Raw genomic sequence first — 12,201 nt, 5'->3', positions numbered from 1 at the left:
GATTCCCGGCTCTTCGTGGTTGGTGGGGAATTGAGTTCGTGTCGTTGAAGACAAAGGGGCCCGTGGCCCTGCTGGGATGAGTGTGTCTAAGCATTCAACCTGGAACAGGACCACGAGCCTTGAACGAGCCTACCGGGGTCGCAGCCGACGCTGCCACCATCCTCTTCAACCTGCCCGACTACCGCGTCATCTCCACCACCGTCGCGGCCGGCCGCCGGCAAGTCATTGTCGAAACCGACCAGCCGGCGGGGTGCCCGAGCTGCGGCGTGGCTCTACCGCACCGTTTGCCGGTGGTGGAAAGAGATCGAGGTGCTGATCATCACCGGCGCCACGACGGGCAAGGTCGAGGCCAACAACACCTCGATCAAGAACATCAAGCGCACCGCCCGCGGGTACCGCAACGCCGCCAACTACAAATCAGTTATTCTCTTGAGAAGTGCCGTCCGGACGGCGGCATGATGCTCATCTCAGAGATCCATTTCCCCACGAACCGCGAAGAGCCGGATTCCCCGATGGCGGCCCCTAGCTCCCGGTCATGGCGCCTTCGCCGAGTTCGAACGCTCGCTGATCAAGGAGCAACAGCGTGCAGGTATCGAGGGCAGGGCCCTCCCAGCTCATCCGCGAATGCAGGCCCAGCCGGGAAACGGTGTCCCGTACCTGCGACGCCACCCTGCGGTGACCGGCAGAACCGCCATCCCCAACTGTGAATTAACCGCCATTCCCAACGAAGAGTCACAGGTTTTCGACATGGATTTCGCGGCGTGTCGCCGCCAGGGTCGGGGTGTCGGTAGATGGTCGTTTTCCGACACCCCTTAATGGCCCGGTACTCCTATAGCTGACCCAAGGTGACAAGTGGTCTGGCTGGTTTGACGTATACCGGGCTGACGCTACGGAGGGTGTCTTTGATTCTTAGTTGAGAATGGCGGTTTGGGGTCGTTTCTGCAGAAGGCTTTGCGCGTAGCTTTCCCAACGCGATGTGCCTTGGCCCTCCCCGCCGTCAGTCTCGCAGTTCGAGACGAGGAGCCGAATCACCGTGTCCGGGGAACCGGGGCGGCCGCGATTGCTGCGAGCCCGCGGGCGGGGCCCGAGGGTGGCAGGCTCCCGGTCTGCCAGATCGCTGTGAGGGGCCTTCGCAGGGACAGTTTTGTCAGCGGTATGGTGACGAGCCGGCCCAAAGCAAGGTCATCGTTGACTGCCGGGACGCTCACCACGCCGGGGGCGGTGCCAGCGGCGATGGCCGAGCGGACCGGAATCGGTTGTTTCTTCGACCACACGGTCAACACCTCGAATCAAAAGGGGTGTTGCAACGTCCGCTTAAGCTCGCGTACTGTCTGAGTGGCAGGGACGGTCTCGCTCGTGCCATCAACGCCGGGAAACCGTGTTGAGCCGAAAGAGCGACTGCCGGCGGCTCTCCGTTGGAGGTCTCTTGGTTCTTACTTGGGGGAATATCATGAACGTACGTAATTCTTTGGTGACTAAAATTTCGGTAGCTGCCGTTGCTGCGGCGTGGATGTTCGCGGCGCCTGCGGGTGCGGCCACGGCTGCGGATACAAGCACCACTTTCAGTGTGAGTGGGGGAGCCATTGGTATCAGCGCCCCTACCTCGACGGTTCTGGGGACGGGGGCAGCGGCCGGGACGGTTCAGGCCGCGCTGGGTGCGGTCACTGCCACGGATAGCCGGGCGGCGCTGGCGGCGACATGGACGGCGACTGCCACTTCGACGGCATTCACGAACAGCACCACCACGAGTGCGGCGCCCATCACGACCGTGACGTATTCTTCCGGAACGGCCACCGCAACGACCGGCACCGCCGTGTTCCTCCCGGGCCAGGCCACGGGTACCGCGGCGCTGTCGGCCACGGCGCTGACCGCCTTTTCCGCCTCCGCGACTGTCGGCAGCAACTCCGCGACGTGGAATCCGAACATCGTTGTCAGTGTTCCCGCCCAGGCGATCGCGGGAGACTACACCGGGACCATCACACACTCAGTGGCCTAGCGGAGCGGGGATCTCTGTGTGGCGGGCCTGGCTGGGCCTGTGTGTGCTGGCCGCGTTGATGGTTCCTGCCGCCGGCGCGACGGCAGAGTCCGCCGCGCCGGATCCCGGCATGATCGGCGTGCGCCTGCTGGAGGTGCCCGTGAACCGGGCAGATGATCCGCGTGCCCGGATCTACATCGTGGACCACCTTCCGCCCGGCACCACCATCCACCGCAGGATCGAGGTCTCCAATACCACTGCTGAGCAGGTCGCTGTCTCCGTCTACGAAGCGGCGGCCCGGGTCAACGGCGGCACCTTTACCGGAGCGCCGGACCGTACGACCGATGATCTGACTACGTGGACATCGGTCGATCAACAGGATTTTCCCTTGCGGGCCGGCGGAGCCCAGCCGTTGACGGTGACGATCACGGTGCCCAGGGACGCTTCCGAGGGTGAACGCTTCGGGGTTGTGTGGGCGGAGGTCCGTTCCGCGGCGTCGGGGTCGGTGACCGCCGTCAACCGTGTCGGGATCCGCATCTACCTGTCCGTGGGCCCGGGCGGGGAACCGGCCTCGGCCATGCACATCGAGACGCTGACTGCCGGGCGCAGCACGGAGTCGTTGCCCGTGGTCACGGCCCGGGTGCGCAACACCGGTGGCCGCGCCCTGGACATCGGCGGCCAGCTTACGCTGAACGGGGGTCCGGGCGGCCTCAGCGGGGGACCGTTCGCGGCCAAGACCTCAACCACCCTGCGTCCGGGCGAAGCCGGTGACGTGACAGTCACCCTGGACTCCGGGATGCCGGCCGGCCCCTGGAATGCCCATCTGGAACTTAAAAGCGGGCTGCTTACCGAATCCGCTGATGCGACCATCACCTTCCCCGCCGCGGCGAGCACCGCCGCGGCGCCGGTCGGCGTCGGAGACCCCCCGGGTCTGCTCTGGCCCGCTGTTTTCGCAGGTTTCGCCGTGCTGGTCCTGCTGGTTCTGCTGTGGGCCTGGAAACGACGCCGTCAACGGGCCGCCACCCTTCAGCCCGGCCGGGGCTGAAGGGTCCGGTTTCGTTCCGTTGCCTCTCAGGCTCTTCTTACTCCCCGTTGCTGTCGCGGTGGTCGGGATCGCGCAGCGTGCGACGGCCGCCGGCGAGGTCCGGAAGTTGGAAGGAGTAGTGGCCGTGGACGTTGATGTGCCGCCGCACGTACGCCGACAGGCGGACGACATCGGCATCGAGCACCGGGTAGCCCTGTTCCCGCAGCGCGGTCAGGGCGTGGTCAAGGTAGACCGTGTTCCACAACGTCACACAATTCAAGACAAGGCCCAGGGCGCCGAGTTGGTCTTCCTGCCCGTCACGGTACGCCTGGTGGAGCCTGCCCTCGCGGCCGTGGAAGATGTGCCTGGCCAGGGCGTGGCGGCCCTCCTGGAGGTTGCGCATCGCTTTCATCTCCCGGCGGTAGGCCGGATCATCGACGAAGGTGAGGACGTGCAGGGTCTTGAAGATCCGCCCGTAGTGCGCCACCGCCTCGCCCAGATCGGTCGGACGGCCGTCGCGTTGCAGGATGCGGATCACATCGTGGGCGGAGACCTCGCGGGTGTGGATCGAAGCGGCAATCCGGCAAATGTCCGGCCAATGCCGGCGGACCTTCCCAACGTCGATCTTTCCCCGGGCGGTCCTGTCGAGCCGGCCGTAGTCGGCTGAGCGGTTGATCCGCCACAGCTTGGCGTCGGGCAGGTCCGCGAGGACCGGCCGGTAGTCGAACCCCAGCAACGTGACCAGTCCGAACACGATGTCGGAGTAGGAACCCTGGTCGGTGATCAGCACCTCGGGCCGCTGGCTGCCGTCCGGGTTATAGAGCAGGTCCACGAAGTGAAGGGTGTCCTTCGGCGTGCCCGACACCACCTTGGCCGCCAGCCCGACGGACTGATCGGAGATCATGTTCAGCCAGGTCACGCCCTTCTTTCGGTGGAAGTACTTCGGGTTTGGGCGGGCGTCGACGGAGCGGACCGGCACGATGAACCGCATCCCGTCGACGGCGGCGACCAGCCCGCCGCCCCACGCCTGCGCCAGGTCGCTGGCGACCTGGGCCTCGATGAGCACCGCGTTGGCTGCGGCGTAGGAGTCCGAGCCGAGGTAGTGCTGGTCGACGTGGGAGAGCCGGGCCCGGGTCAGCGCCGGAGCATCGGCGATCACCGGCCCGAAACCGATGTTAAGAGCGTGCGCGGTCAGCAGCGCGGCGACCGAGACGTGCAGGTCACTCAGCCGGGAGGACACGCCGGCTGCGGAGGTGAAGGAGGCGGTGAAATCCGGGTGCCAGCCCATCACCTCGAGCACCAGTTCGGAGAGATCCACGCGCGGGATCATGCCTGCCACGCGGTTGCGGAGGTCTTTCAGGCCGGGCGACTCATCCAGGGCGTCGTCCTTGCCCAGGTGCATCCGGCCGTCGGTGTCCACGGTGATGTCCCCGCCAGCGGTCATCCCGCCGGACACCGTCCGCCATGCCGCATCCAAGGTCCCCGCATGCTCGGCGAGCAGAGAGTCGGGCTGCTCCGGCAGCAGCAATGCGCTCAGCGCCGGGCCCTTCGCGTTCTCCCACGCCGGGCCCGACAGTAGCCGGGCCCGGGGATCTGACCAGCGGTCGGAGGTGGCCGCGAAGATGTCGCGGTGCTTGAGCGCGGTGTGGAACTGCTCCAGAACGCAGAACACGTAGGCGTTGCGGTCCACCGTTTCCTCGGGCCTGCCGGCGGGGAACACCAGCTTCTGCCACCAGCCCTTCGGCACCACCGACAAGTCGACCTTGCGGGCATCGAGGTACCCTTTGGGCACCTTCACCGTCTCCCGCAGGTCCAGCAGGTTCGCCAGGTCCTGCATCGCCGCAAGGATCTTGTGTGCGTCGGCGGTCGCCGCGAACCCGATCACCCCGCACAGCATCCTGGCGAAGCCGCGTACGGTGGCGTACCGCTCCACGACCGCCTCCCGCCACTGCCCTTCCGGTTCGGCCTGCGGCGGCGGGATGATCTCCCGGATTCCCTCCACCGCCGCGGCGATCTGCGCCCGGGAGCCCACCTGGTGCTCGATCATTTCCCACACCAAGCCCAACGGCATGGTCTCACTCGCCCCCTCGGCCTCGAGCAGAAGTTCCACCACCGCCTTGAGTACCCGGGCGTGCCGCGCGACCATCGGCGCCCGCTTGATTGTGGCCTTCTCCGCGGCCTTGTTTGCCCGCCCGATCAGCTCGTTGGACATGAATACATCGAACAGTTCCAAGGCGTCGTCGGTGGCGCTAAATTCCAGCCACCGCACCGTGGCCAGCAGTGTGGCGATCTTCTTCTCGTACGGCAACCGGTCAAGCTTGGTCGCCGTCTCGTTCCTGCCCTCCTTCGCCAGAGCAATCAACCGCCGCGTGGGCACCCCGGACACGTCGACCTCGCCCAGTCCCAGCCCAGCGATCTCCGATACCCGGTTCAGCGCCATGACCATGCCGCGCCCGGTCGTGTTCTTCCCCGCCTTGCGCCACATCTCCAACTGCGACCAACGGCCACGCTCGGGCACCTGCAGCAGTTTCTCCAGCTCAAGGGCCTGCTCGCCGGTCACCGCCCCCGCCAGGGCGGCGTACAGCCTGGTCTCCGCCTTCTTGCGGACGCTGGCCACCTCGTCCCGTAACGTCGTGACCCCCGGCAGCAGCGCTCTCCGTGCCCGTAACCATCCCACCGCCGCGTAGAACAGCGGCCTCGGTTGATCCCCGGTCGTCCACGCCTGTCCGTCCAACCACCCCATCAACTCCGCCTCCGCCGAGGCGTAGGAAACGTAACCGTATACCTCGGCGATCTCCGCCTGATGCTCAAACCGCGTCGGCCGCCGCTCCAGGTACCTCTTCACGCAGGACGGATCGGCCACCCCCACTTGTCCGGCCACATAATCCACCACCGTGGTCGGTATATCGAGGGGGTCCTCCAGAAACGTGCCCAGGTGTCGGACGGTCACCAGTTGGAGGCTGAACCCGAGCCGGTTGCGATCACCGCGCCGTTTCGCGACGAGATCCAGATCGGCGTCGTCCAGGAAGAAGAACCGCTCCAACACCGCCTGTTCCGGGGCCTGCGCCTCGAATCGCCCGTACGAGGCCTCCTCGGCCGCAGTCAAATATTTATGTTTAGCCACACAGGCTCAACGAACCGAGGCCACCATCGTTACCACCGGAGATCGGCTTAGCGTGACTTTCCCGAGCATTGGTCCTCAAGCCCCGGACAGCTGTGAAAGTCATTTCGCGACGCGCCGACACGCCGTCAGGAAAGTATTTTTACCAAAGTTCAGGGCGAGTTTTGCGAATACTGCTAACCTCCGCGGATTCTGCTGAACTCGAGCGAGCGTTCTGCAGAGTGGAAGAGGTACCTTTACTTCTATTGTTACCGGCGCCACATTCGTCGGCTACCGGCTGCGCTGAGGGAAGCCAGCCCCTGTGCGCATGGGCCAACAGTCCGCTTCGGCCAAAGGTACCTTTGTTTCTAAGAGTCCGGGCCTCTGCCTTTGCGGGGTCGCGCAGGCTGCCCTCGCCGACAAAGGTACCTTTCCTACCGATTTGACTAGAAAAAGTTTCCTGCGAAAGGCTTGTAACAGGTGATCGGAAAAGCCTGTAACAGGTGGTAGGTTCGTACCAAGTCGGAAAGATTACAGGCCTGTAGTTCATACAAGGACCGAGTGATCGGACCTTAACTTCGACCTAGAAATCGCAGATGCCAGGCCCACCTGCTAATCCGGTTCCGCCGGACGAGACAGGAGTTTGGCACGAGATTCAAAGGATAGTGGACATCATGGCTGTTTCAGGAAACCGCGGGGGCGGTCAGAGGAGTAAGGGTAACCGTAAGTTCGTCGGTACCCGCATTCCGGCCGACAACGCCGATCTTTTGCCCGCCGCTGCCAAGCTCGAGGGCTTGACGGTCAGCGAGTTCGTTGCCTCAGTCATTGATGACAAACTCAAGTCCATGGATCTCAGCGTCCTACGCCTTCAGGAGGAATTGCCTATCAGGCAGATTGCCTCATAAATGAAGAAGGCCCGCCGAGGCGGGCCTTCTAAGAAATCTACGCTCTGCACCCCTTGCTTGCCGGCTACCGGGTGAAGAGCAATTCAGGAAGTTCTCTCACGAGGCCTTCTCCGTAACAAGTGACCCAGGAGGTCCTTTGTTATGGCTCTTAGTCTACACGCACGTGTGGACTCTTCAAGAAGGCCATTTGGGCGCGTCCAAATCGACGTACCCATTTTCGACCGCCCTGAAGAGGACCCACGCACCGTCGCAGAAGCCATCACACAGCATCACAGGATCCGCCACTTTCGTGGCGGCCACAGCAAGGACGCAGCTTTCCCCAATCGGGGCAAGTCCCTGCGCGAGTTCGCCTTCGTCCAGATCAACCCGCGCGATTTCATCAACTTCCTAGTTGTTGATGTTGACCGCGAGGACGCCGAAGTGTGGCTCATGCACCCAGCCGTTCCCGAACCCCACTGGATCATCCAGAACCCGCTAAACGGACACGCACAGGCTGGCTGGATGATCGACCCGGTACACAGAGGCCCCGACGCCCGCGATCACCCGGTCAGATACGCCGAATCCATCCAGGCTGCCCTGGATACCCTGACGGGCTCGGATGCCGCGTTCACTCGCTTCCTGGTCCGGAATCCAGTGGCGCACTCCCCCGCCGGGAATGTCCGGTTTGGATCACGCCTTGAGCCATACGTGCTCGGTGAACTCCTGAAACACATGCAGTCCTACGAGGACCCCTTCGACGCGGAGTTCACGGCCTGGGCCCCACGAAGGCAGAACTTCGACGGCAGCCACACCGTAGCGGCCCGCGCCGTGGAGGGAGGCCGCAACAATGCACTCTTCTACGCGACGCGCGCCGAACTATGGCGCCGTTTCAGTGATCAGGGAATGAGCCCCTCACTGGACCACGCCGTCGCCTTCGCGGGGAACCTGAACCGCGAGCTGCCTTCACCGCTGCCGACCCGTGAAGTCCAGGAGCTTGCCTCGTCGGCCGTCCGCCAAGTCCTCCGAGGCAAGGGCAAGGACCGGAACGGACCTCCCGATCCATGGCTCGCCGAGATGGGAAGGAAGGGCGGACGGGCGGTCACAGAGATGAAGCGGGCGGCAGCCACAGTCAACGCCGTTAAAGCCACCCGGAAACGCCAAGAACTATCCAGTGACAGCGCCATACTGGCCCACAGCCTCCGGGCTGCCGGACATTCCTTGGCGGTCATTGCCAAGGCTGTAGGCAAGACTGTCAGAACCGTTCAGCGATACATCGCCAGAGCTGTAGAAACACATGACATTTCCCAAGCTACAGGTAGTAGTGGCGGTCCGCAGCACACTACTACCGCGCCGACCCTGACCACGGCAGCCACCAAAAACTCACTTCGAGCGCTCTACCCCGATCTAAGCTCTGCAGGTGGGGTCTACCCACCTGCCCGCACCCTGGACTCGGACGGCCTGGAACGACTGCTGAACGGGCCAGATCGATGATCGGGCCCACCCCTGGCCGGCGGACGCGCCTGATGGATCAAACTCCTCACCTCGAAGTCGTCACTTCTGATCTTCCGGCTGTGTATGGAAGTGACGTGTAGCCTCCGCGGCTGGACGAAGAACTGCAGCTAACGATGCATGCCAATCATCAGCGCTGTGCAGGCGACGACGACGGTCTCCGAGGACAAGAAGTTTCAGTCAAACTAACGGGCTGCGGCCGGCATGTCCCTGATCAAATTGAGTCAGTCCGTGAACCTGGGTGGCGTGGTGGTTGGCGGATCAACCTTCCCCCACTGATGGCACAAGCATCTCCCTGTTACCGGTGTGCATCATGGAGCTCGCGATGTTGCGGAGAATGCCAAGATCTCTCGGACGCCGAGAAATCCTGGAGGGTAGGAATGGAATCATCGGAAACAAAGGTACCTTTAGACTCGCGTTGCTCTGTACGGTAGCCGTCCCCCACCGTCCCGTATCAATCGGGGCTATGGAAATATCGGAAATAAAGGGTACCTTTACGGAGCTTGGATACGGACCCTGGTCCGAGACTTCAAGGAGGCGCCTCACTCGGCCCACCAGGATCCGATTTCCGTGGCCTCCGGACGGTACGACACGCCCGACCCGGAAACTTTTTCTACTTCGTCCGTCCCCTCAGATCGTGTGACGTCGGCAGTCCCAGAAAAGGTAACTAACGGAATGAAGGGTAAGAAAGGTACCACGATTGACAATCCAGGAAATAACGGTAACAACGGAATTAATGCCAGCGTTTCAGCCGCCGAGTAGAGCAGTGGCGACACCATATCGACCGAAAGGTACCATTATTACCAACAGACCAAGTCCGTGCAGTTACCGTTATTTCCCACAAATGGACGATGGCAACAGAGCCGTTTAATGATACCGATATTACCATTAGTGGCTTTGTTTCGAACAATGGGGTCTACCCACTGATGACGGAGAGTAGGAACGGTAACAAAGGTACCTGCCCTACCCTTCGGGGCGGACGTGCAGCCCGGCTGCACGTCCTGATCCCCTGTATTTAGCACGGGTGTGTCCACCCAACTTGCCATAGACCGCGCGGGCGACCACGTCTCATGAGAGTGGGTGGAGCCCCAGCTGGGCCAGTGTATAGGAAGGAAATCTAGCCGGCGGTACTAACGGAATCAAAGGTACCATTAGCTGATCCAGGGGGTGGCCGGACCATGGGGTTGATCCTCTGGGGCGGGGAACACAACCACCCATAAATACCATTGTTATCGTTGCCAGCAAAGATAACAATGCCAGAAATGGTACCGTTCTTACCTTACTTCCTGCTTCAAGCACCCTCGTTTTTTGTTAATAGGTACCTTTTTTATCACTAGAAGCAATGGTAACTAAGGAAGCATTACTTCCATAAGTGGCTTTTAATTGAAAGGTACCTATATTGGCATTAGTTCCTTTGATACCTATGTTGGCATTGTTTTTTTCGGTACCCCGTGCGAACCCTCCCACACTTCAGACATGTCGCGGTCTATGGTTAAGACCATCGGTGCCGGCCCGATCCTTCTGCCATACGTGGCTTTCGATCCTGCTATGCACTGGTGCCCGAAAGTGACTCACATTTGGAAGGTTCGAGATGTCCGCAAAGATCATCGCCGTCTGCAACCAGAAGGGCGGCGTCGGCAAGACCACGGTTGTGACAAACCTTGCCGAGGTCCTTGCCATGATGATGGGCCGCCGCGTTCTAGTCATTGACGCAGACCCGCAGCGAAACACCACGTCAGCGTTCGGCGTGACCGAACCTGAGTTCACCCTCAATGACGTACTGTTCGGCGATCCGACCAACAACCATAAGATCGAGCCTGGAGTAGCTGCCGACGCCATCATGCTGCCGGGGGAGGCTTGGCAGCCCAACGAGGCCCGGGGCGACGTTTTCCCGCCCATCCATCTGATCGCCTCGGAACGGATGCTCGCTTCCCGTGAGCGAGACTCGATGATTGCCTCTGAGCGACGTCTCAAACAGGCGCTGAAGGGGGCACTGGACAGTTACGACGTCGTACTCATTGACTGCCCACCGTCCTTGGGGCTGCTGACCGTTAACGCACTCACTGCTGCCACGCATGCTCTCTTGGTTACCGAACCCAGGGTTTCCTCTGTAGAGGGGCTTACGGAGATCGTTACGACAATCGGTGAAGTCCAGGAAAACCTCAATGATGACCTCGACGTTATCGGGGTGGTCATAAACAAGGTCCGCAAGAACCGCGCCGATCAGCATCACTGGATCGAGCGAGTCCGCAATGACTACGGTGACCTAGTCCTCTCACCGGAGATCCCGGACCGGGAGCAGTATGCCAAAGCGCAGGCCGAAGCCAGACCGCTCGTATCGTTTGGCTCCGCAGGTCGGTCAATACGCGTCGACATGATCGAGCTGGCAGGGAATGTCATGAAAGCGGCTGACAGGTGAGCCAGCAGCCAGCCCAGGGGAGGGGCGGAAGCGCGGATCCACTAAGCAGGCTTCGTCGCAACGGACTTAAGAAAGCTTCGGGCACCAGCGTTATCGCGGACCTGACCGGACGCGGTGCCGCTGTTACGTCTGTGGCCCCGGAGTCGGCAGAAGGGCCAGTTGTTCAGCACTATCTGGCAGCACCTGAGGTGCCAGCGCCAGCACCTCAGGCCCACATTGCTCCAGCTGCACCCTCTCCATGGGCCCCGAGCGCCGTTCCGGAGGCTCTCGCGCAGCCGGAACGACCCGTGCAGAATCCGGTCACTTTGGTACCGGCTCCGCAGTCTCCTATGGCCGCTACTGGGAAGCAGGCATCGGTTGCTCAGCCCACAGCGGCAGCTGCACAGATACAGGAGGGGCAGCCAGTTCCCAAGAAGCCGGCTCGGAAGAAGACTGCCTTTGACCAGTCCATAGAGTCGGGGGAACGGATGCGTAATGCGTTTGTCCGCACCCGACACCTCACCGGGTACCGATCCCTATCTGATTACATCTGCGCAATCATCGATCAGGAGTCAGGCAGATTGGAAGAGTTGTACAACGACGGGCAGCCGTTCGATCCCGAGCCGACAGGGGTTCCCAGGGGGCGCCCAGTCGGCTGATATGTAGTACCCGCCTGTCAAGGCCACGGTGAAGCGGTTCCGGGCTGGGTTGTCCGAGGCCGCTTCCTGTGGGTGCGAATCCGCCCCGCACCACCGCAAGGAACAGCCATGACGACGTTCCTGAAGACTTCCGACGGCACCGAACTACTCAACGTTGCCCACATCAAGTCCTTCAAGATCGACCACCGCGAAGGCTACTCGCCTGATGCCGACCGTGAGCAAAAGCGATCCGCCATCGCTCTGCCGGTTCGCCGGATGCCGCCGCATCCTGGGCCCGGCCGCAGGACCAGCTTCCAGGAGGGTGCCGATGCGTCGTTCCTCGCGGGCGTTCTCGAACAGTGCCAGATGTGACTGGTTGCCGGTGGGCCGCAGGTCGGTGACGATGACGCCGGCCCGGCACGAATCTGTGAAGCCGTGCGAGGACTGACCGTGACAGGCGGCCGACCGTAGAATCCGGTCATGGGCCTGGTGCTGTTCAGGGTTGTTCTGCCGTTCATAGCGGCCGACATCCTGCTGCTTGTCTGCCGGCTGGTGAAGCCGCCGCCCAGGGTCTGGCGCCGGGTGCTTGCCGTCGGCTGGGTCGCCGGGATCCTGAACCTGGCAGCTGACGCCCTGGCCGGCGCAGCCGGTTTCTAGCACTACACGATGCCCG

The 12,201-nt window shown here is 62.4% G+C and carries 10 protein-coding genes and 1 pseudogene; 8 read left to right on the top strand and 3 right to left on the bottom strand.

Going from position 1 to position 12,201, the window contains the following annotated elements:
• Positions 1-270 precede the first annotated feature (270 nt).
• Positions 271-459: pseudogene (locus ACVWZ8_RS22555) on the top strand (transposase); the annotation flags it as partial.
• Between the two features lie 569 nt (positions 460-1,028).
• Here the strand turns inward: ACVWZ8_RS22555 and ACVWZ8_RS22550 are convergent.
• Both ACVWZ8_RS22550 and ACVWZ8_RS22545 read right to left on the bottom strand, forming a co-directional pair.
• On the bottom strand, positions 1,029-1,274 hold the full coding sequence (locus ACVWZ8_RS22550) for a hypothetical protein (protein WP_456506061.1): 246 nt from the start codon (positions 1,272-1,274) through the stop codon (positions 1,029-1,031).
• 367 nt (positions 1,275-1,641) lie between these two features.
• Positions 1,642-1,926: a hypothetical protein gene (locus tag ACVWZ8_RS22545; RefSeq protein WP_456506060.1), complete on the bottom strand. Its 285-nt coding sequence runs from the start codon at positions 1,924-1,926 to the stop codon at positions 1,642-1,644.
• Positions 1,927-2,012: 86 nt separating this feature from the next.
• Between ACVWZ8_RS22545 and ACVWZ8_RS22540 the strand changes: the two genes are divergently transcribed.
• A complete protein-coding gene (locus ACVWZ8_RS22540; protein WP_456506059.1) occupies positions 2,013-3,020 on the top strand; it encodes a COG1470 family protein in 1,008 nt (335 codons plus the stop codon).
• Between the two features lie 37 nt (positions 3,021-3,057).
• Here ACVWZ8_RS22540 and ACVWZ8_RS22535 read toward each other — a convergent pair whose 3' ends face one another.
• Positions 3,058-6,105, bottom strand: coding sequence for a Tn3 family transposase (locus ACVWZ8_RS22535; RefSeq protein ID WP_456506058.1), 3,048 nt, complete (start codon positions 6,103-6,105; stop codon positions 3,058-3,060).
• 668 nt (positions 6,106-6,773) lie between these two features.
• Here ACVWZ8_RS22535 and ACVWZ8_RS22530 point away from each other — a divergent pair.
• The 6 genes from ACVWZ8_RS22530 to ACVWZ8_RS22505 all read left to right on the top strand — a co-directional run bounded on the left by ACVWZ8_RS22530 (position 6,774) and on the right by ACVWZ8_RS22505 (position 12,185).
• On the top strand, positions 6,774-7,004 hold the full coding sequence (locus ACVWZ8_RS22530; protein WP_456506057.1) for a hypothetical protein: 231 nt from the start codon (positions 6,774-6,776) through the stop codon (positions 7,002-7,004).
• A gap of 165 nt (positions 7,005-7,169) precedes the next feature.
• Positions 7,170-8,474, top strand: a complete 1,305-nt coding sequence (locus tag ACVWZ8_RS22525; protein ID WP_456506056.1) for a replication initiation protein — start codon at positions 7,170-7,172, stop codon at positions 8,472-8,474.
• Positions 8,475-10,083: 1,609 nt separating this feature from the next.
• Complete coding sequence (locus ACVWZ8_RS22520) at positions 10,084-10,911, top strand: ParA family protein (protein ID WP_456506055.1); 828 nt, start codon at positions 10,084-10,086, stop codon at positions 10,909-10,911.
• Between the two features lie 329 nt (positions 10,912-11,240).
• Positions 11,241-11,549: a ParB family protein gene (locus ACVWZ8_RS22515; RefSeq protein ID WP_456506150.1), complete on the top strand. Its 309-nt coding sequence runs from the start codon at positions 11,241-11,243 to the stop codon at positions 11,547-11,549.
• A 108-nt stretch (positions 11,550-11,657) separates the two neighbouring features.
• Entirely contained in the window at positions 11,658-11,900 is a 243-nt protein-coding gene (locus ACVWZ8_RS22510) for a hypothetical protein (RefSeq protein WP_456506160.1), read from the top strand.
• A gap of 108 nt (positions 11,901-12,008) precedes the next feature.
• A complete protein-coding gene (locus ACVWZ8_RS22505) occupies positions 12,009-12,185 on the top strand; it encodes a hypothetical protein (RefSeq protein WP_456506159.1) in 177 nt (58 codons plus the stop codon).
• The last annotated feature ends 16 nt before the right edge of the window (positions 12,186-12,201 follow it).

The sequence above is a fragment of the Arthrobacter sp. UYCu723 genome (assembly GCF_054059215.1).
The sequence above is the reverse complement of the archived record's forward strand: the minus strand, read 5'-3'. Positions and strand labels throughout refer to the sequence as shown.

Excerpts from the sequence above, each read along its gene's own strand:
- ACVWZ8_RS22545 (WP_456506060.1), bottom strand. The coding sequence starts at position 1,926 with ATGTTCGGATTCCACGTCGCGGAGTTGCTGCCGACAGTCGCGGAGGCG.
- ACVWZ8_RS22530 (WP_456506057.1), top strand. The coding sequence starts at position 6,774 with ATGGCTGTTTCAGGAAACCGCGGGGGCGGTCAGAGGAGTAAGGGTAAC.
- ACVWZ8_RS22520 (WP_456506055.1), top strand. The coding sequence starts at position 10,084 with ATGTCCGCAAAGATCATCGCCGTCTGCAACCAGAAGGGCGGCGTCGGC.
- ACVWZ8_RS22515 (WP_456506150.1), top strand. The coding sequence starts at position 11,241 with ATGGCCGCTACTGGGAAGCAGGCATCGGTTGCTCAGCCCACAGCGGCA.
- ACVWZ8_RS22510 (WP_456506160.1), top strand. The coding sequence starts at position 11,658 with ATGACGACGTTCCTGAAGACTTCCGACGGCACCGAACTACTCAACGTT.
- ACVWZ8_RS22505 (WP_456506159.1), top strand. The coding sequence starts at position 12,009 with ATGGGCCTGGTGCTGTTCAGGGTTGTTCTGCCGTTCATAGCGGCCGAC.